The 19999-nt window shown below is 44.9% G+C and carries 26 protein-coding genes and 1 riboswitch; of the genes, 2 read left to right on the plus strand and 24 right to left on the minus strand.

Annotated features, from left to right (window positions below):
- Positions 1-22: 22 nt before the first annotated feature.
- The 24 genes from flhB to fliD form a co-directional block, all read right to left on the minus strand.
- The gene (flhB, locus tag H569_RS0100360) at positions 23-1096 is read right to left on the minus strand and encodes a flagellar biosynthesis protein FlhB (RefSeq protein ID WP_027363316.1); all 1074 of its coding nucleotides are present in this window, start codon (positions 1094-1096) and stop codon (positions 23-25) included.
- On the minus strand, positions 1096-1863 hold the full coding sequence (gene fliR, locus H569_RS0100365; RefSeq protein WP_027363317.1) for a flagellar biosynthetic protein FliR: 768 nt from the start codon (positions 1861-1863) through the stop codon (positions 1096-1098). The genes flhB and fliR overlap by 1 nt, the downstream gene beginning before the upstream one ends.
- A 13-nt stretch (positions 1864-1876) precedes the next feature.
- On the minus strand, positions 1877-2146 hold the full coding sequence (gene fliQ / locus H569_RS0100370; RefSeq protein WP_027363318.1) for a flagellar biosynthesis protein FliQ: 270 nt from the start codon (positions 2144-2146) through the stop codon (positions 1877-1879).
- Between the two features lie 24 nt (positions 2147-2170).
- A complete protein-coding gene (gene fliP / locus H569_RS0100375; RefSeq protein ID WP_034629032.1) occupies positions 2171-2941 on the minus strand; it encodes a flagellar type III secretion system pore protein FliP in 771 nt (256 codons plus the stop codon).
- A 61-nt stretch (positions 2942-3002) separates the two neighbouring features.
- Positions 3003-3356 carry a flagellar biosynthetic protein FliO gene (gene fliO, locus H569_RS18800; RefSeq protein WP_051273082.1) on the minus strand — a complete coding sequence of 118 codons (354 nt, stop codon included), beginning with the start codon at positions 3354-3356 and terminating at the stop codon, positions 3003-3005.
- Position 3357: 1 nt separating this feature from the next.
- Complete coding sequence (locus H569_RS0100385) at positions 3358-3735, minus strand: FliM/FliN family flagellar motor switch protein (protein WP_157833441.1); 378 nt, start codon at positions 3733-3735, stop codon at positions 3358-3360.
- Between the two features lie 32 nt (positions 3736-3767).
- Positions 3768-4289 carry a flagellar basal body-associated FliL family protein gene (locus tag H569_RS0100390; RefSeq protein WP_027363321.1) on the minus strand — a complete coding sequence of 174 codons (522 nt, stop codon included), beginning with the start codon at positions 4287-4289 and terminating at the stop codon, positions 3768-3770.
- Positions 4290-4431: 142 nt separating this feature from the next.
- Positions 4432-5634, minus strand: coding sequence for a flagellar hook-basal body complex protein (locus tag H569_RS0100395; protein ID WP_027363322.1), 1203 nt, complete (start codon positions 5632-5634; stop codon positions 4432-4434).
- Positions 5635-5646: 12 nt separating this feature from the next.
- Positions 5647-6432 carry a flagellar hook-basal body protein gene (locus H569_RS0100400; RefSeq protein WP_027363323.1) on the minus strand — a complete coding sequence of 262 codons (786 nt, stop codon included), beginning with the start codon at positions 6430-6432 and terminating at the stop codon, positions 5647-5649.
- Between the two features lie 95 nt (positions 6433-6527).
- Positions 6528-6935 (minus strand): TIGR02530 family flagellar biosynthesis protein, encoded by a 408-nt coding sequence (locus H569_RS0100405; RefSeq protein WP_238492434.1) that lies wholly within the window; start codon positions 6933-6935, stop codon positions 6528-6530.
- A gap of 12 nt (positions 6936-6947) precedes the next feature.
- On the minus strand, positions 6948-7631 hold the full coding sequence (locus H569_RS21105; RefSeq protein ID WP_027363325.1) for a flagellar hook assembly protein FlgD: 684 nt from the start codon (positions 7629-7631) through the stop codon (positions 6948-6950).
- 14 nt (positions 7632-7645) lie between these two features.
- The gene (locus H569_RS0100415) at positions 7646-9187 is read right to left on the minus strand and encodes a flagellar hook-length control protein FliK (protein WP_027363326.1); all 1542 of its coding nucleotides are present in this window, start codon (positions 9185-9187) and stop codon (positions 7646-7648) included.
- Between the two features lie 126 nt (positions 9188-9313).
- Positions 9314-9748: a flagellar export protein FliJ gene (locus tag H569_RS0100420; protein ID WP_027363327.1), complete on the minus strand. Its 435-nt coding sequence runs from the start codon at positions 9746-9748 to the stop codon at positions 9314-9316.
- 6 nt (positions 9749-9754) lie between these two features.
- Positions 9755-11077: a flagellar protein export ATPase FliI gene (gene fliI, locus H569_RS0100425; RefSeq protein ID WP_081410829.1), complete on the minus strand. Its 1323-nt coding sequence runs from the start codon at positions 11075-11077 to the stop codon at positions 9755-9757.
- On the minus strand, positions 11077-11850 hold the full coding sequence (locus H569_RS0100430; protein WP_027363329.1) for a FliH/SctL family protein: 774 nt from the start codon (positions 11848-11850) through the stop codon (positions 11077-11079). The genes fliI and H569_RS0100430 overlap by 1 nt, the downstream gene beginning before the upstream one ends.
- Positions 11834-12844, minus strand: a complete 1011-nt coding sequence (fliG, locus tag H569_RS0100435) for a flagellar motor switch protein FliG (protein WP_027363330.1) — start codon at positions 12842-12844, stop codon at positions 11834-11836. The genes H569_RS0100430 and fliG overlap by 17 nt, the downstream gene beginning before the upstream one ends.
- Positions 12845-12847: 3 nt before the next feature.
- Positions 12848-14392, minus strand: coding sequence for a flagellar basal-body MS-ring/collar protein FliF (fliF, locus tag H569_RS0100440; RefSeq protein WP_027363331.1), 1545 nt, complete (start codon positions 14390-14392; stop codon positions 12848-12850).
- A gap of 32 nt (positions 14393-14424) precedes the next feature.
- Positions 14425-14721, minus strand: a complete 297-nt coding sequence (fliE, locus tag H569_RS0100445) for a flagellar hook-basal body complex protein FliE (RefSeq protein WP_027363332.1) — start codon at positions 14719-14721, stop codon at positions 14425-14427.
- A 22-nt stretch (positions 14722-14743) separates the two neighbouring features.
- Complete coding sequence (gene flgC, locus H569_RS0100450) at positions 14744-15184, minus strand: flagellar basal body rod protein FlgC (protein WP_027363333.1); 441 nt, start codon at positions 15182-15184, stop codon at positions 14744-14746.
- Between the two features lie 3 nt (positions 15185-15187).
- The gene (gene flgB / locus H569_RS0100455) at positions 15188-15592 is read right to left on the minus strand and encodes a flagellar basal body rod protein FlgB (RefSeq protein WP_034629033.1); all 405 of its coding nucleotides are present in this window, start codon (positions 15590-15592) and stop codon (positions 15188-15190) included.
- A gap of 183 nt (positions 15593-15775) precedes the next feature.
- A riboswitch (cyclic di-GMP riboswitch) is annotated at positions 15776-15859 on the minus strand.
- A gap of 184 nt (positions 15860-16043) precedes the next feature.
- Positions 16044-16406 (minus strand): flagellar protein FlaG, encoded by a 363-nt coding sequence (locus H569_RS18810; protein ID WP_238492438.1) that lies wholly within the window; start codon positions 16404-16406, stop codon positions 16044-16046.
- Positions 16407-16428: 22 nt separating this feature from the next.
- Positions 16429-16881, minus strand: coding sequence for a hypothetical protein (locus H569_RS0100465; protein WP_027363335.1), 453 nt, complete (start codon positions 16879-16881; stop codon positions 16429-16431).
- 11 nt (positions 16882-16892) lie between these two features.
- Positions 16893-17267: a flagellar export chaperone FliS gene (gene fliS / locus H569_RS0100470; protein ID WP_027363336.1), complete on the minus strand. Its 375-nt coding sequence runs from the start codon at positions 17265-17267 to the stop codon at positions 16893-16895.
- Positions 17268-17285: 18 nt separating this feature from the next.
- Complete coding sequence (gene fliD / locus H569_RS0100475) at positions 17286-18839, minus strand: flagellar filament capping protein FliD (RefSeq protein ID WP_027363337.1); 1554 nt, start codon at positions 18837-18839, stop codon at positions 17286-17288.
- A gap of 212 nt (positions 18840-19051) precedes the next feature.
- On the opposite strand from fliD, the gene hepT reads away from it, so the two are divergent.
- Both hepT and H569_RS0100485 read left to right on the plus strand, forming a co-directional pair.
- The gene (hepT, locus tag H569_RS0100480) at positions 19052-19507 is read left to right on the plus strand and encodes a type VII toxin-antitoxin system HepT family RNase toxin (RefSeq protein WP_027363338.1); all 456 of its coding nucleotides are present in this window, start codon (positions 19052-19054) and stop codon (positions 19505-19507) included.
- A gap of 3 nt (positions 19508-19510) precedes the next feature.
- Positions 19511-19933: a nucleotidyltransferase domain-containing protein gene (locus H569_RS0100485; RefSeq protein WP_027363339.1), complete on the plus strand. Its 423-nt coding sequence runs from the start codon at positions 19511-19513 to the stop codon at positions 19931-19933.
- Positions 19934-19999 lie beyond the last annotated feature (66 nt).

Raw genomic sequence — 19999 nt, forward strand, 5'->3', positions numbered from 1 at the left:
TCGTAAGGAAATTAATAACTATTTATCCGGCAGCCTTACCCTTCAGTTTGTATACCAGGGCAATAATCTCTGCAATAGCCTGGTATAATTCAACCGGTATTTCGCTGCCAATTTCAATATTATGGTACAGTATCCTGGCCACCGGAGGGTTTTCAATAACGGGCACATTGTTTTGCTTGGCCAACCGCTTAATTACCCGGACCAGTTCACCTGCGCCCTTGGCAGTAACTACAGGAGCGTGCATTGATTTATCTTCGTATTTAACGGCAACCGCCACGTGGGTCGGGTTGGTTATCACAACGGTGGCCCGGGGCACCTCCTGCCTGATCGAATTCATTACAATTTCCCGTTGCCGGCGGCGCAGCCAAGATTTAACCATCGGGTCGCCTTCGGTTTGTTTATATTCGTCCTTTACTTCCTGCTTGGTCATGCGCAAATTTTTATAGTGTTCAAAACGCTGGTATAAAAGATCTAAAAAAGAAATGACCAGAAATGCCCCGCCCCCGGCAAAGGCAGCAACCATCATCAAATTTGCAATTTGGTCCAACAGCTCTGCCGGCGCCTTAAAATAAAACAGCAGCATTTCCGGGAGCCTGGCCCTGACGACTAAATAAACAACCCAGGCGACAATGATTATTTTCAGCAGGTTTTTTGCCAGTTCAAACAAGCTGCGCAGGCTAAAAATTCTCTTCAAACCTTCAGCCGGGTTCAGTCGTTCAAGCTTGGGCTGAAGCACCGGGGGGGCGAACAATATGCCGACCTGGGCTATATTTGAGGCCGCAGCCGCTATTAAAATAATGATAAAAACCGGCAGTAATACAAGGAACATGCGTATTACAAAACCAATCAAATAAAAGGGGAGGTTTTCCGGAGGCATATCAATGATGAAACCTGCCCGGTAGTAGTCCAGCAGCATGCGCTGCATGGAAAATAGAATCGTATCCTTTAAAAAAGCAATTGCGGCCAGCGCAGCCAATAAGATAACCGCCGCATTAAAATCACGACTCTTGGGAACCTGACCCTTTTTTCGCGCCTCACTTAACCGTCGCGGTGACGGGGCTTCAGTTTTTTGCTGGGAGGAACTATTCTCAGCCATCAGGTCATTCCCCTCATTAAAGTCAACATATCTTGCTCAATTGTCGAAAACAGCGAGTAAATGATCCGAACCATAACCGGTACCATCACACTAAGCGTTAATAATCCAAATATGATTTTTATTGGAAACCCCAGCATAAAAACATTGATCTGGGGTGCCGTGCGCGCAAGCAATCCCAGTGTTACGTCCACGATAAGCATTACAGCTATCAGGGGAGCTGCTATCTGCACACCGATAAGAATCATTTGGGCAAAAACTTTAATCAAAAATAATGCTGATGCCGCGCTAACTTTAGCGGAATTAACAGGTACCACTTGATAACTTCGGACCAATGCAGCAATTATAATATGGTGGCCGTTAAACCCGAGCAGCACCGCCAGACCCAAGAGATGTAAAAATTTAGAAATAATGCCCGCCATGGAACCGGACATAGGGTCGAAAATGCTGCTCATAAAAAAGCCAATATGCAGGTCAATCAGGCTCCCGGCAAATATAAGCGCATTAAAAACCAGAGTGGCGACATATCCCAAAGCCAGTCCAAACAACACTTCCCGTAGCAGCGCAAATACATACTCCCAGCTATCCATGGCGTAATTAACGGTGTTTGCACTAACAGATGGGAAAACAATAACCGCCAGGGTGAATGACAGCCCAATTTTCACCAGACCCGGAATATTTGGCATGGAAAACACGGGTCCGGCCGCAAAAAAGGCGGAAATCCTGGCCAGAACCAGAAAGAATATGGCAATTTGGCCGGCTTCAAACAATTTAAATTACCCCTTACCTGAGCAAGTCCGGAATCCTGTTGTAAATTTGGTTGGTAAAAGAAACCAAAACCCGGACGGTCCAGGGAGCCATTACCGCCAGGGTTACAAAAACCGCAACGATCTTTGGCACAAAGGTAAGGGACTGTTCCTGTATCTGAGTTGTAGCCTGCAGAATACTGATAACCAGTCCTACAATTAATGAGACTATCAGGGGGGGCAAGGCAATGATACAGACCATAAAGATAGCTTCCCTCACCAACTCGATGATAAAAGATTCGGACATGTTAATTCCCCCGTACGTGCAGGCCTAGAAACTTTCCACCAGAGTTTTAACCACCAGGTACCAGCCGTCCACCATAACAAACAGTAATATTTTAAAAGGCAAAGAAATCATCACCGGCGGCAGCATGAACATACCCATGGACATCAGCGTACTGGCGACAACCATATCTATAACCAAAAAGGGCACATAAATCATAAATCCGATTTGAAAGGCCGTTTTAAGTTCACTAATGACAAAGGCCGGTATCATAACGTTGGCAGGCAGGTCCTGCAGGTTCCTGGGCTTGTCCATGCCGGAAAGTGTTATAAACAGCGCAATATCCTTTTCCCGTGTTTGCTTGGCCATAAATTTTCGTAAAGGTTCATATGCTTTATCCCAGGCTTGCTGCTGGCTGATTTGATTAGCCAGGTAAGGCTGCACAGCCTGATCGTTAACTTGTTTGAATACCGGCGACATAATAAATATAGTCAGAAAAAGCGCCAGCCCTATGATCACTTGATTGGGCGGTGCCTGCTGGGTGCCAATGGCGCTGCGCAAAAGCGAAAGGACTACTACGATACGGGTAAAGCTGGTCATCATTAATAAAAATGCCGGCACCAGGGAAAGCAGCGTCAGCATGATCAGAATTTTGATACTGTTTACCACCTGAGCTGGATTGTCTGTCGGCTGTACGTTTAGATCAATGCCCGGAAGAGGTTGGGCTTGCGCAGGCCCGGCAAAGACCAGAATAAATAAGCCTAATATTAAAAAAAACCATTTACTTTTTATGTATCGTTTAACAGCTGCCGGATTCATATATTTACCCCGCTTTAATCGTTGTCAGATACAATTTTGCTGTAGCCTTTAATCAGGGGAACTATTTTCCTGGTCGCCCACCAAAAAGATTTATGCCTTTAATAACCTGGCTCAAGCTTTTCCATTCCGGCAGATTATTTTCCAATTCATCAGGTAATTGATCCATTTCCTTAACCACAATGATACTTCCTTCCTGGTGAGCTAAAAGCAAATACTTATCACCCACCTGCACCAAAGACAACCCGCTTTTGGGTCCAAGCGAAACCTGCTCCAACAGGCGCATTCTTTTTTTACCGGTGAGGCTAACCCGCCTGACCTGTCCCAAACCGTATTTTATCGTAAGATAAGCAAGCGCGCAGATAACGGGAAGCAATATCACCAGTCGAACCAGTGCTGCTATCATTTCCTTATCCATTTTAACCTGCATCCTTATCCTTAGTTTGTTTGGTATCGTAAATACGGTCCACCCTGATGCCCAGGTTGCTGCCGATAATGATAACTTCACCGCGGGCAAATTCACGCCCGTTAACTTTAAGGTTGACTGTATCACCGGCTGCTTTTTCCAATTCTATTACTGAATCTTCTTTTAAATTGAGGATCTCCCTAACAGTTAAAGTAGCTTCCCCCAACTCGGCCCAGATGTCCAAGGTAACATCATGTAAAAACTCAACCGGCACCCTTGCTCCGGTCAGGTTGGTCTGAGCGCTTAAAGCAGGATAATTTATTTTTTTTACTGTTGTTTTTCGTGCATTAAAACTACCCAAAAAATCATCCAGTTCCTGTTGAGAAAGCATGGCTGCAACTCCCATTAATTAAATTGTTAAAATTATTGAACTATGTACTCGGTAAAATACAATTCTTTTACTACACTCGCGTTCAGCCGGCTGTTGATGGCTTTTATCAGCTCAGTTTTTAATTTATCTGTTGCACCGGGCGGGCTGACATCCGCAAAAGTTTTCTTGCGCAGGGTGAGCAATACCTCCTCAATGACCTGGCTTTTTTTCTCGTCCATCAATTGGTCGTTTTCCTTGGTTTGAATATATCCCAACGTAATTTTGGTTTTCAAGAATCTGCTTTGGTCCTGGTCAGCCAGGTTAACCACCATGTCGCCCAAATCAAAATTAGCCAGAACGGTAACCTTCTCTTTTTTCGGCTGCTTATTATTAGCCTGCGCGGCAGGCCCGAAAAAATTATAATACCCGATAACCATACCGGCGCCGACCATAAAAACCACCAGCATCATTACAAACATTATTAATAAATTGCCTCCCCCGGCACCGGTTTTCTTTTCAGCCTGATCTGCTTTTTTCTGCTTATCTTTATCTTTCTTCGGTTTTCTAAATGCCAATTTGCTCACCCTAACTGTTTTGTTGTGATATGTTTAACTGCTTTAAAAAACTTCGGCAAGCGTTGGGACATACCTCGAAGAGGTGTGTCCCAACGCCGCGTCGTTTCACGCCTCGCTATGACATTGATTTAGGTTAAATTACTTACCGTTTGAGGTTCAGCAATTCCTCCAGCATGGTGTCCGATACGGTTATCATCCTTGCACTGGCCTGATAACCCCTTTGCGTGGTGATCATGGTGGAAAACTCGTCTGTCAAGTCGACATTGGACATTTCCAAATAACCGGAAACAATGGTGCCATACCCGGTGCTGCCGGACATACCCTCCTGTTCCTTACCGCTGCTCACACTGGTTGTAAAAATGTTTTTATCCACTCTTTCCAAACCGTCCTGGTTGGGGAATGTATACAATTTTATCATGGTTGAATCATATTTATTACCTTGTTCATCCGTCCACTGCAAGCTATTCCCATTTTGGTCATAACCGATAACAGTGCCGTCATCTAAAAACTGTATGCTGCCGACGGGAATGCTGCCGGGGTCAATTTGCAGCGCCCTTTGGCCATATTCTGCATTGGTTTTATCGAATTTATTATCACCCGATGCTAGCCCCAGATCTGTTAATACCTGACCCGTTGACGTGGCATCTATACTAAACCCGTCCAAAGAATTTAACTCAGACGATAATACCAGTTTTCCTGAAGCGTCTTTACTGGCCACAACCCCTGTGGAATTGGTTTTTTCATTGATTTTTTCAATAACCTGATCTATGGTCATTCCAGCCGTTAGGCTAATTTTCACCAATGGTGTTGTCCGTGGAAGTGCTTCTGACAGCGTACCGGGGTCCGTTTTAATTTTTTGCAGCACCAGGTCTCCATCCGCTGTGATGTTTGCGGCAGGATTTGTGCCAGTAACTGATACCCTTTTCCACTGGTAGGCAACAAGCTGCAAACCGTTCGAATTTACTATACTGCCATTGTTATTTATATATAGGGTACCTTCACGGCCATATAACTGATTGCTTGGATCATCCAAACTCTTTTTAGGATCAGTAAATCTGAAAAAACCATCCCCGTTGATCGCTAAATCAAGATTCCTGCCGGTTGACTGCAGGCCACCCGAATTCATATCCGATGTAATACTTGCTATTGCTGTACCTAAACCAGCCTGGGCCGGGTTTGAGGTTTTGCTGGAACTTTTAATGGTCTGGTACAGTGTATCTTCGAAGTTGACCCGGCCCCTTTTAAACCCTACCGTATTAACATTGGCGATATTATTACCAATCACGTCCATGCGGATTTGGTGGTTCTTCATGCCGGACACTCCGGAGAAGAGTGAACGAATCATAATGTCGCCTCCTTATCGTTTTAATTGAATAATATCCTGCAAAACTTCGTCGGCGGTTGTAAATACTTTGGCGTTGGCTTGATACCCTCTCTGGGTTGATATCAATTGCGCCAATTCTTCAATAATATCAAGATTTGAACCTTCCAAGTAACCGGAATTGATGGTTCCAAAGCCATCATTTCCGTCCTCGTTGGAGTACCTTTCACCGGTCCTGTCATTTTCAAGGAATAAATTATCCCCGGTTTTGGTTAACGCTGAAACATTTTGAAAGTTAAACAAACCAATTTGGTCCAAATCTGTTTGGATTGGTTCCATAGTGGCAGGGTCTACATCTACTTTGTAGATCAGTCCGGTCTCCGAAATTTGAACCTTCTCACGATCTTTTAGTTCAGGCACATTAATGGGCTCACCGTCAGGCCGGACAACATTTAACCCGGAAGAATTTCTTAAAAAACCATCTTTATCAAAGAAAAAAGATCCATCCCTGGTGAATTTTAGTTTACCGGAACTATCGGTCACGCCGAAAAAACCAGCGCCTTGAATAGCAACGTCCAGTGTTCTTCCTGTTGGTTCCAATGTTCCCTGACCGAAGTTATTGCTGATATCCGAAATATCCACACCGGTTCCGACCTGTTGAGAACCGCCGCTTCCCATAGCCTGGTACAAAGCGTCTTTAAAAGTGGCACGGGACGATTTATAGCCAGTTGTATTCTCGTTGGAAATATTGTTGCCGATGACGTCCATCCGGTATTGGTGATTAATCATCCCGGATACGCCTGAAGACATTAAACGGATCATTTTCTTGCCTCCTGTTCAAAACACAATTGACAACCATGTTATATTGGGTCGCGTCATTCGGTCGGCGACCCGCAGCTTCCCGGAGGTCCGGCTGCTTACTTGACGATTACGGCACTGTCAATATTGGTAAATACATGTTCTTTCATTTGTGAATCATCCATGGCTGAAATTACCGTACGGTTTTTCACACTTACTATTAATGCCACATCCCGGTGAATCAGCAGTGAATTTACGGCACCTTTGGCTTCCGCCCTGGTAATGGCGTTGTTAATTTTAGCCCAATCGTTTTGATTAAGCGTTATATTTCTGTCGGCCAGCCGCTGTTGAGCGTGGGCGGAAACTTTAACTTGCTTTGTATTGGCCTGTTCCCGAAACAAAATATCCTGGAAACTTTCCGCCTGGCTATGATTTTGTTTTATTTTGGGAGCACTGCCGCCGGGTATGTTTTTGGGGATTACCGGTTCCGGCAGATAATTCAGGTTTTTAATCTCCAATTTGCTCACCTAGCTTTACAGCTATAATACAGGAGCAGCAGCGGGAGTTGTTTCAGGTTCACTTGTACCCCCTGTCCCATTATCCATTGTTCCGGTTGCAGGCGGATTCGATATTTCCAAAATATTACTGATACTGTATGTTTTACCGTTTATTTGAATCGCGGCCCCACCGTTATTAAAAAGCACCTTCTCAACAACACCTGTAACTTCTCCATTTTCATCCCCGGCTTTTACGGTCTTGCCAACAATTGTGAGGTAAGGCAGGATATCAATATAAGCAGACCCGGCTACACCCTTGACTTGATCCAATGAGTATTTATTTCCGTCCGGCGCTCCGGCCAGGTAAAAGTACGGTTTATCATCAACCATTACAACTCCGCCGACAGTACCGGTAACTAAATTATCACCTTGCGATAAAGTTACTTGCTGCCCGATCAGTTCATAATAGCGGGACATTTCATATTTAGAAGCAAGGTTGTTCATACTGGTGCTGACATTGTTCATTTGTTCCATGGTGGCCAATTGCGTCAGCTGGGTGATAAATGCATTACTGTCTGATGGTTCCATTGGGTTCTGGTATTGCATTTGAGCCACTAATATTTTCAGAAAAGTGTTGGGGTCGGATAATCCCCCGGACTTTTCATTGATATAATTGGTCTTTTCTGGAAGATAGTAGTCCTGGTTTGATTTAATCGCATCTACCATTTCCCCACCTCCTGTTATGCATAGTAATTGAGTTGGCCTTGACGATCTGCGTCACTTTGGACCTCTTCATTTTCATCTTTAAATTGACTTCGACGGTTGCTGTGATTTCCTCCCCGGTTCCATTCCCCTCCCCACCTGCCGCCGCTGTCACCGCCAACTGTTACCGAGGCGTTTTGCAGGTTAAGCTGAAAATTGGCCAGGGTTTCGCGTAACTGGGGCAGTGAATTCTCGATGATTTGTTTTGCATGCTCAGTTGTGGCCTCAAATTGCGTTGATATATTCCCATCCTTAAACACCAACTTTATGATCACCTGGCCCAGGTTTTCCGGCTGCAATTGCAGCTTGACGTGGGCCCGCCCGGCCGAATCTCTGCTCACTTGTCCTTTGATAATGTCAGCCAGCCCGGATAAAAAAGAGCTGTCATGCACACGCAGCTGCTGCATGACCCCTTGGGTAGAAGGGGTTGCCGAAAAAGCTTCTGTCAGCGCGGCAGAAGTTTGATCACCAGGGTTTTGCTGCATAAAATGTTGTCCTGCATGTTTAGCACCTGAATCAGCCGTATCGGTAACGGGTGCAACAGCGGTATTGCTTTGCTGCAACGAAGCTCCTGTCAATATGAAGTCATTTTTAGTCTTGATGGGTAAAGCATTAGTGTCCAGTCCATGAACATTTTGTGCCAAGCTCGAAACTTTACCTTGGGGTAGTAATGCCCCCAAAGTTATCGTTTCAGTTTTGGGGTTGAACTGCACAGGGTCCAACGCGGGTGCGGTATTATCTTCAGCAGTGCCGGCAGCAACACCGAATACCGGCAAACCGTCAACCATTTTTCCCGGCCCGCCTTTTGGAGTAAGTTGTACAGCGTTAATAACCGCAGCCTGGCCAGTAACATTAACTGGCTGTGGTAATGCTCCCCCAACAACCGGTTCAGTTTTTATTAACCCATCCGATGCTAATTTGCCTGTTGCTTCGTTAATTATTTGAGCTGCCAATGTTTTACCGTCAGCCTCAAACGTACCCGTTAAAGAGTTTTCCAATGCCATGGCCGTTGCAGGATCGATGAAAATCCAATTGTTTTCGCCAACAGCTGCATCCATCTGTAATGACTTTGGCATATCAACTGATTCAGAATCCTGGTATAAGATTTGATTAACATCATGCCGGCTGGCACCGTTATCATTTTGTTCAGCTTCCATAGATGGTAACATCTGAAACAACAGCATCATTTCGGGGTTAATATATGATGTAACACTTTTGTCAACCAATATGCAGTTTTCTGGTGAAATATTGTTATCCCGAGCATCAGCCTTCTGCATATGAGAATTGTCAAGCGAAAAAACATCAATATTTAGCGGCGGTTGAAGATTGGCCATATCCCAACCGGCATAGCCCGGGCCTGCATCCTGCCCTGCCGATTCTTGATTGCCGGCCAGCAATTGCAGCAACAGCATAAAATCCATGATTTGACCCTGAATAGACACCGGTTTTGCCGCGTTGTTACTGTTCAGGTTCGGTTTGTCCCGGGCTCCGGCGGCTGCAACTTGCGATATAATCTGCATTTTCCACTCATCACCCCCTTATAATCACTTATTCTTACGTATAATTAGTTAAACAGGGCTTTTGCAGCCTCACCCCCTCATTTCATAATTGTTTAGGAATACCGGTGGGATTTTTTCCACATGGTATTATCTTGGTTTAAAATAAATGTACTGCCTGTTTGCTATTTCATCTGTCTCTCTTTGGTCGATTAAGTTTATTTCGTGGTCATAATTCCGCCGGTCTTTTTGTTTGAGCTTTTCCATTATGGTCCTGTTCTGCATGGCTTGAATCACATTTTTTTTACACTGCTCCAGTTTAGCCCTGGATTTTGCCAGCGTGGCTTCCCGTTTGCTTAGTTCAACGGCGGCCGAATCACAGTAAAAAACTTGATTCATCAGGTCAAACGGGTCGAACAGATCAACCGGCGCCTGAGCCGACGCAAGTTTATCCCTTGCATCGCAATACCTGTTATAAACCAGCTTGTACTCTTCATATGCACGGGCCTGTTCTCTGGCGGCTTTTTCTTCATGTGCTTCGCGCAGCTTCAATACCTGCTCCAAGCGGAAGCTGTAACGGCGCATTTTTTATCACTCCCGTAAAAACATCATTTTTTCAAGAGTTTCCGTAAAAGCGCTGTTCTCATTTACTTCCTGGCGCAAAAAAGAGATTATTTGATCGTAATATTTAATAGCTTCATCGATGGCCGGGTTGGAACCCCGGTCATACGCGCCTACATTGATCAGGTCTTCCGATTGTTTATAGGTGGCCAATAAATGCCTCATTCTAGTTGCCGCCGCCAGGTGATTGTTGTCAGCCAGTTCAGGCATGAGCCTGCTGACGCTGTTTAAAACATCTATAGCGGGATAATGGCCGCGGGCCGCCAGCTCCCTTGACAGTACAATGTGCCCGTCTAAAATACCCCGCACTGTATCGGCAATAGGCTCGTTCATATCGTCCGCCTCCACCAGTACAGTGTAAAACGCAGTGATGGAGCCGCATTGTGAATTGCCGGATCGTTCCAACAGCTTGGGCAGCAGGCTGAAAACCGAAGGAGTATAGCCCCTGGTTGCGGGCGGTTCTCCCACAGCCAGTCCAACTTCCCGCTGGGCCATGGCAAATCTGGTCACTGAGTCCATAAACAGCATTACATCCTTACCCTGGTCCCTAAAATATTCCGCTATGGCCGTGGCGACAAGCGCGCCTTTTAGTCTGATCAGGGCAGGTTGATCGGAAGTGGCCGCGATTACCACCGAGCGGGCCAGGCCTTCCGGCCCCAGGTCATTTTCAATGAAGTCCAAGACTTCCCGGCCCCGTTCCCCGATTAAAGCGATTACATTTAAATCCGCGTTACAGAACCGGGCGACCATACCCAGCAAAGTGCTTTTCCCCACGCCGCTTCCGGCAAATATCCCTATGCGCTGCCCCTTGCCACAGGTTAAAAGCGCGTCAACCGACTTTATGCCGGTAACCAGCACTTCCTTAACCCGCTTTCGTTGAAGAGGGTCCGGAGGGGCATTATTTACTGTATATTTTTCGTGGTTAACCAATGGTTTTCCGTCCAGCGGGCGCCCCAGGCCGTCCAAAATCCTGCCCAATAGATTTTCACCAACATGAGTTTTAAAGGTTTCGCCTTTGGGCGCCACGCGGCACCCGGGGTAGATGCCCTTCAGCTCCCCCAGGGGCATCAATATGGACGAGTCACCCTGGAAACCGACAACTTCAGCTTTTACCGGAATACTCTCCCCCGGCACAAATATATCGCAAACTTCGCCTATGCCGGCTGAAAGGCCCTTGGCTTCAACTGTCAACCCAATTACCTTGGTTACCTTGCCGGTTGAGTAAATCAATTTGGACTGGCGAACTGCTGTGCGCCAATTTTCAAAGTTTGATAACAGATTCTGTTGCCTGATCAAACCGCCTCTCCTTTTAACACCGCCAGTAAATTTTCCCACCTTGCCGCTAACGTAGCGTCCACTTTACCGAAGTCAGTCTCAACAATACAGCCGCCTCTTTTAATAGTTTCGTCGGTTATAATTTGCAGTTTCGCCTTGGGCGGCAAAGCAGCCATTAAGTTGTCCTTATTGTTATCACAAACATCCAAATCATCCGGATGCACCCACAATACTACATATTGCCGGTTGCTAACCAGTTGAATGGCCTCCCTGGCAATATCCAGCACTGCACCGGGAAGTAATTCCAGGTGCCGGTTAACCAGCTTTTCCGCTATTTCAATAGATAAATTTAATATTTCATCTTTTAGCCGGTTAATTTGTCCGGCCCTGGCCTTTTCAGACTGTGCCAGCACTTCTTTGGCCTGCTCCCTGATGGTTTGAGCTTCTGCAGCGGCCGCGTCCAGTGCCGACCGGTATCCTTGTTCGTAGCCTTCCTTATATGCATCCGCCTTTATTTTCTCAGCTTCAACAGACGCCTGGGCCCGGGCTTTCTCCAAGATAACCGCAGCTTCATTTTGGGCCTTTTGAATCATATCCCCGGACTGTTTTTTAGCTTCCGCCAAAATTTCCGCAGGTAATTTAACCAATTCCTGATCAGAATGGACTTCCGAAATGTTTTCAAACCCATTAAGTTTAATTGGGAAATCATGCCTTAAATGTAAATTATACATATCTATTGAGCCATTGGAGCCGTTTTCCCCATACCTGATAATCCTATGTGATAATGGCATCTTCGCCACCTCTTGCAATCACAATTTCCCCGGCTTCATCCAACCGCCTGATTATCTGTACAATTTTTTGCTGTGATTCTTCTACATCCCTGAGACGTATCGGCCCCATGTATTTAATTTCATCACGCAGCATGTCGGATGCCCGCTTGGACATGTTTTTGAAAATACGCTCCTGGACATCTTCGTTCGTGCCGCGCATGGCCCTGGCCAGGTCTTTGGGATCAACTTCCCTGAGCACACGCTGAATCGAGGAGTCCGGCAGCTTGACAATATCCTCAAAAACAAATAACAATTTGCGTATTTCTTCGGTTAGCGCAGGATCGGTAATTTCAAGTTCCTCAAGAATGGTTTTCTCGGTGCTCCGGTCCACCCTGTTCAGAACATCAACCAGAGCCTTAACACCGCCGGCTGTTTGCTCGCTGTGTTCAAGCACCGACAGCTTTCTTTCCAATATGTTCTCAACCTCACGGATCATTTCAGGAGACACGCGGTCGGTAAGCGCCACCCGCCGGGCAATATCGCTTTGCTGTTCGGGATTAAGGGCGGACAGGATCAGTGCAGCTTGATCCGGGCTTAAATAGTTCAGGATCAAAGCAATTACCTGGGGATGTTCATCTCTTATAAATGTGACCAAATGCCTGGGGTCTGTTTTGCGCAGCGCACTAAAAGGCTTGTTTTTAATAGTGAGCATGACCTTTTCCAATATTGAATCAGCTTTTTGCTCACCCAGCGCCTTTTGCAGCATCTCCTTGGCGTATTCCATGCCGCCCATCATCAGAAATTCGCGGGCTTGAAGCATCTCGGCAAACTCCATTAACACCTCTTCTTGAACATCCCGCGGTACGGCATCCATCATAGCTATTTGCTGGGTAATTTTTTCGATATCATCATTGTGAAAATAAGTTTTCAAAATGTTCGCGGATATGTCGGCGCCAAGGGTTATTAATAATATCGCCGTTTTTTGTAGTCCGTTAAGTTTAGAAGCAGCAGGCATGTTCTACTCCCTCAACCAAATTTTTAATATTTCCGCAATCACCCCGGGCTTTTCCGTGGCCATACCCTGTATTTTAGCCCGGTAACCCGGTTTTGGTTCTTCAAAAACCATTTTCTCATCCATTTCCCGTTCTTGAGCCAGTCTCAGGCGCTCCTCTTCTTCAGCCTGCAACTGCAGCAGCATTTCTTTGCGCCTGCGGGCGCGCCGCCTGAGCAATAAAATTACAGCAAGCAAAATCAACAAGCCTGCAGCCGCACCGGCCGGCAACAGATAGACGCGGGAAAGTAATGTCGTCTTTTGTGTTTGATTTGCAGCCGGCTCATTAAAGACTGAAAGTAAATCATTATTGAAAGGCATGCTGGAAACGGTCAACTGGTCGCCCCGGGCTGCATCATAACCGACGGCGGCCGCCACGATCTGCTGTATTGAGTCCAATTTAGCCTGTGTATAATCACCATCCACCACCACCGACACCGAGAGCCTTTTAACGCCACCGGCAGCCTTGACAGTGGTCTGCTGAGTGGTGTCCACCTCGTAGTTGGTGGTTTGCTGTTCCTTGGTATATTGGGAGCCGGTGCCTGTGTCGGCGAAGGGCATGGAATTGCCGGGCATCTGGGAATCCGTTCCGGGCACGCCGCCTGGTGATGTGCCGGAACCGCCTTCTTTTGCCGTCTCCTGGCTCAAAACCGCACCCGGCCCGTGTTCGGTCCTTACTGTTTGCTGCTGGTCAAAATCCAATTCAGCAACCACCATGGCAACAGCCCGTCCGGGTCCAAGGACCCTGTTCAACATTTGTTGTACGCGGGTTTCCAGTTCCTTTTCATATTTTTTTTGGATATCGAACCTTTCCAGCGAAGCCGCTGAAAGTCGGTCCCCGCTGTTGGAGGCCAGCGAGTCATTCAGAACCTTGCCCTGCGTATCAATAATATGTATATTTTCAGGCGTTAAACCCTGTACACTGCCCATCACAAGACTTTGAACAGCTTTAACCTTCTCCGGGTCAAGCTCGACGTTGTTCTTTAATTTCAAAGCTATGGCGGCAGAAGGGGTAACTTTTTCATCCAAAAATAAGCTTTCCTTGGGTAACACCAGGTGGACGCGCGCATCTTCAACCTCGTCAAGCTGGACAATTGTGCGCCTCAGTTCCTCCTGCAACGCCCGCTGGTACCCAACCTGCTGCTCAAAATCCGTAATGCCGAATTTTTTTTGATCAAACAGTTCAAACCCAACCCCGCTGTCATTAAAAACACCGGCACTGGCCATATCAATGCGCAATTTGTACACCTGGTCTTCCGGCACCTCTATATTTTTCCCGTTATTGGTAAGACGGTACGGTGTTTTTGTGCTTTCCAGCTGTTCAATAATCTTTGCTGCATCTTTGGGTTCCAGCTCGGTGAACAACGGTGCGTAAGTCGGGCGCATCATAACTTGACCCAAAATGCCAATGGTAATTAAAATCCCCAAGCACCCAACCGCAAACAGTATTTTTTGGGGTTGTTTAAGGGATTGCCACCACTGGCGGAACTTGGCCAGTATTCCGTCACTCATCCATCCACGCCTCTGTTATATGGTAATATTTGTTATACTTGCATCCTGGAGATTTCCTGGTAAGCCTCAACCAGCTTATTGCGCACTTCAACCGCCAATTGCATGCCAAGCTTGGCCTCTTCCATGGCAATAACAACGGTATGAACATCTTGAATCTCGCCTGTTAAAAATTTTTTTACGGTATCCTCAACTTTTAACTGATTATCATTTAAGTTTTTTATAGCATTGTCGAATATATCTTTAAAGGAGGATTTCGAGTTATTACCGGTGTTTGTTTGTTGAACCTGGGACACACCCTGAATAGGTGTTGCAATTGGTACTATGTTCACTTTTTTCACCCTTTGCTGTTTACTATCTACCCATGTCAATTGCAGCGACAGCCATGGTTTTTGAAGCTTCCAGCGCTGTCACGTTGGCTTCATAGGCCCTGGTGGCAGCGATTAGATTAACCATTTCGTTTAAAATATTTATATTTGGATAAGCTACATAGCCTGTCTGGGGATCGGCATCCGGGTGGTCAGGTTCATAAACCATACGGGGCTCTTTGTTGTCCCGGACAAGTTGAGTTACTGTTACACCACGGCCTGAAGCGGTGGAACCATTTGAGGGGCCCAACTGCTTTTGCAATATCTCCCCAAAAACGGGCACCTCGCGCCGGTACGGCTGTTTATTGGGGTCGCCCGGTTTCCCGGTACTGTTGACATTGGCAATATTATTTGAGATAAGGTCCGCCCAAAACCTGTTGGCGGTCATACCTGAAGCGCTGATGCCGAAGCTGTCAAATAAACCCATTGATTACCTGCCTCCTTTGATCACATAACTCATTAAATTAACCCTGTCGCTGTTGATTCTGGTTGCCAACCTGTATACAAGCGTGTTGGCTGCAAGATTCACCATTTCTTCATCTATATCCACATTGTTTTTAGCTGCGCTCATAGAGGTATCTTCAACCTGCACAACCTCCGGCTCAAGCTGCTGCAGGTTATTGGCCGCCCCAATGTGTCTTTGATTGGTAACCCTAAGTCCAACCTCGCTGTTATTAAGAGCAGCCATCAACTGCTGCTGAAAATTAACTTCCGACTTTTTAAACCCGGGGGTGTTAATATTGGCTATATTATTGGCAATTACACGCTGGCGCAGGGTGCAGGCATCCATTTGCTTCACCAAAAGGCTGGAAAGACCATCATTAAACAGTTTCATAAATATCCTCCAATTTGCAAAAGAAGACAATTTTTTTGTAAATGTTTTCTACAGTATATAAATTTTTTCCTGCAAAAAAACTAAACCTGTAGAATTTTATGAAATTTTTTATAAATAAATAATAAATTTTAATGATTGATAAAAAACTAACGGAAGGATAAAATAATCCCCCCGTTTTTTATTTTCTGCAGCCTGGCAATCTTGGCGAATCGCTTTAGACCCATGGCTTTGCGTCCCTGCCTTTCGGTCGGTTTGCCCAACATTGTTTAATTGTAACTGTAGGTCGAATTAATAACTACAATGTCAATTTATACAAATATTTATTTAATGTCAATACTTTTTTGCAGCAACCGGCCCAATCCATAGAAGCCAGGCAGGTGTTATTAGTTTATGTTATTAATTAGTTTATAAAGAATAAACTCGCCCAAACCGGCGAGTTGTCTTTTTGAATTTATATTAATTTATCAACAATGATACCGAGCAATTCTTTAAAATAAGCTACCATGTCCAAAACTTTTTTGGGAGGTATTTCACGGATCACCGTGCCGTCGCTCTCATTTAAAACTTTAATCATATATTCGCCGCTTTTTTCATGCAGCTCAAATTTTATATCCGTCTTATAGGTTTCCATGGTCTTATTTAAAGCATCAACCGATTGTTTTAATTGCTGCGATGTATACTTCTGGTTTTGCTCTTCATTATTCGCACTATCATCTGTCTTTGCCATTTCTTTTGGTGCGATTTTACCCTGGGACGGGGCAACGTAGTTATCCAACCCGTTCAGGGGCACCTGCTCTACTACGCTAACTTTCACCGCCAAAAACACCTCCCGGGATCTATTTCTTTTTGTCGAGAAAATAACCTTGAACCTGAGCGGCTTTCCGGTAGTAGCTTTTAACCGTCCGCCTACCCAGGCGCAGTTCCGTCATTGATTTAACCATTTTTTGGGCCAGCCGTTCCATGCCATTTCCAACCTCTGCATCAAGCCCTTTTGCCTGCACCAATTGATCATGTATTTGCTGTTTCAAATCCATGTGGCGGCCCCGGCCGGATAAAGATTTTTCCCCAATCAGCAGCTCATAATTAAATATTCTCTCATTTATCTCGTCGACTGCATTAATTATTTGCTCTTTTTTCTGAATTAAACTGTTTAACTCGTTGATGTTTTCATCCAGTACGGCTTTTAGCTGCAGGTAAGTCAAATGGTTAAAATCCTCAAGTTTCTTTAATTTTTGTTCCAAAGATGCTATTAAATTCCGGTAGTTGTCAGGACAAAGCTCTTCTTTCAACGTTTATATACCTACCCCCTGGCCATTTCCATGGCCATTTTCCACGTATCGCGCAGGTCCTCGGCCAACTCAAGTATTTGTTTTAGAATAGCCGGATCTTTTTTTATATTGGCCCGCGTTATTTGTTCAACGATAAAATCATATAACTTTTTCAGGTTGGCCGACAATTCAATTTCCGTATTGAGGGTTTCAGAAAGATGCACATATATTTCCTGTGCCCTGACCAGGGCTTTGTGAGCAGCTTCCATGTTTTTTTCTTCAATATACTTGATACCTTGTTTGATAAATTTTACCCCGCCGTTGTACAACATATGCGTAAGCTCCTCCGGAGCCGCACTTGTCACCGAGTTCTGTTGGTACTTTTGATAGGGATTACTTAAAGCCATAATTACTCCTCCTAAAAACTACTGGCTGTTTCCGCCGAACTGCTGCATCAACCAGGCACTTTGCTGGTTCAACTGCTGGATGGCCTGCTCCATGGCGTTGAACCGGCGGTAATAACGGTCTTCAATCTGCTGCAGGCGGTCATCCCAATCAGCCAAACGGGAATCGATATCTTTGATCTCCTTGCCGATAAAGCTGTTGTCAACCAAGTTATAATCGCTGGAGGAGCCGGCCTGGTTGAAAATTTTATCCATAGCATTGTTAACATCCGTGTATAAACGCAGGGCTATACCCATCTGGTCATACTCACCGGAAGACTTGGTAAATAAACTCATTACCCCCTCGGGGTCTTTCTCCACTGCAGCCCGCAACTGGTCTTCATTTACCTCCAGCTTGGCGGACATGTAATCAGCAGTTGTAGTAATTCCAATTTTCGACAAGCGGTCGGTGTAGACGGTTTGACCATTGTCAACATAGCCGCCGGAAACCCCCGGAACCACAGCGGACATGGTCATGCGTACATTACTGACAATACCGGACAAAATAGTATCGTTGCGGAGCAAACCGCTCTTGGCCTTTTTTGTCCATTGATCAATTTGATCATCCGTTAATTTTCCCCGTTGCTCATCCGTTAGGGGCAAATATTCTGAATACCGCTTTTCGTACAATTTATTTGCTATGGTCTCAACTGTTGAATTATACTTATCTATGAATTCAGTTATAGCTTCAACCACGGCATCGGTATCGTTATTGACTGTTACAGTTGTGGGTATGGCATTGTTGTAAGCGTCTTTGGCGCTGGCCCCTTTGATGTTGAAAGTAATGCCGTTAATGGTGGTTGTATTGGAAGTTGAAGAATATTGCACGCCGTTGAAATAATAGACGGCATTTTGGCCGCTGATTGTTGTTTCTGAATTACCCGTGGATATTTTCAATGCATCTGCCAGTGTGCCCGTATCAACAGTAATATTTCCATCACCGGTTTCAGTGCTGATTAAAAATACCCTGTCCAAATTGGCATCATAGGAAGCCTTAACCTTCCAGGTGCCGCTGGCGGGCACATAATTATTAATACTATTGATCAGATCATATATACTCTTGGAACTTGTATCGATAGTGAAAGTATTGGTTACAGTCTGACCATTCAGCGTTTGGCTTATAGTAATGCTCTGCTCACCCGAAATGCCTGATAATTGTGTGCCAAGTGTGGACTTATCAATGTTAGAACCAATCACTTTGCCTGTTATACTGGCCCCGACAGCCATTTTATCCACGGCAAAGGTATAAGTCCCGGCAACGGCGCTGCTGCCCGCGGTCACCGTGGCAATATTTCCATCAGCGATAGTGGTTTTTTTAGTCAGGTAGGTCGACTGTAATTTCATTTGAAAAACAGTGTCGCGGAAGGTGCGCAAAGTATTATTAATGTCCCTGTAATCCTCCTGCCGCCATTCCAGTATTTGTCTATCCTGTTGAAGTTTGATTGCAGGGGCCCGCTGGGCATCCATCAACTGCTTGATCATGGATTCATAATCTATCCCCGATGCCAGCCCGCTGACGCGTAAAAGTGACGACATGATCAATCACTGCCTTTCATTGAGCAGTCAATTTATTTTTAAATCTCACTATAATATCGGAAAAAATAACTAAAACTTTACTGTATCTGCATATTTTTTATCGTCGACTCAACTTTTCAGTGTGGCAAATTCAAGTCAATTGCACCGGTATATCTCCCATGGTATAATAAGGAAAATAGTGATTCTTGTAGCAACCCGGGGGATGGTGGTAAATGTTGCACAATCAAACCCAAAATTTTAACATTAACCATGATCTAATTCAAGAAAAGTTATCTGATATTGAAAAATCTGTCGCCTTAATAAAAAGAATTTCTTCAGTAGGAATTGATAATTTTATAAAAGATGAAATAATTTCATCAGGAGCTAAATACCAGTTGATATTGGCAATTGAAGCAGCTCAAAGCATTTGCAACCATCTGGCTGCAAGAGTAGCCAAAGTGGCACCTACCAGTTATGCCGACTGTTTCCGGATTATGCAAGAAAACAAAATCATCTCCGGCCAGCTCACACCTAAATTAGTAGCCATGGCCAAATTTCGCAATCTGCTGGTGCATCAATACGGTAAAATTAATGATGAAACAGTATATAACATACTGACAAAAGACGTTGAAGATCTTTTAAAATACGCCAATGAGCTTAAAACTTTTTTACGCTTAAGGAATAATTAAAAAATGAACAAAAATAAACACTTGCTAAACGAACAGGAAAAACAGAAAATTACAGGGTTGCTGGAAAAAGAATTATCCAAGCGTAACGAAATCATATTTGCCTACCTGCATGGCTCTTTTATACTGCCTGTTCCCTGCGGGGATATTGATATTGCCGTATATCTTCAAGATTCCTCGGTTGTCCCCGGTTATTGGGAATACGAAGCAAAGTTATCTATGCTGCTAGACCGTCTGGTGGGCTTACCTGTAGATATACTCACATTAAACTGCGCCCCGGTCACCATACGCTACCATGCCACTTGCGGCAAAGTATTGATCAGTAAAAATGAAGAAACCAGATTAACTTTTCTTGAAGCAACCTGGCGAGAATATTTTGATTACCAACCATATCTAAAAGCTTATTATCATGATTTATTAAATAGTTGAGGTTTGGCAATAATATCCCTTCACCAGATTAACCGCCATTAGCAAAATATTATCAAAATAATATAA

This window comes from Desulfotruncus alcoholivorax DSM 16058 (genome assembly GCF_000430885.1).
In the GTDB taxonomy this organism is placed as follows: Bacteria; Bacillota; Desulfotomaculia; order Desulfotomaculales; family Desulfallaceae; genus Desulfotruncus; species Desulfotruncus alcoholivorax.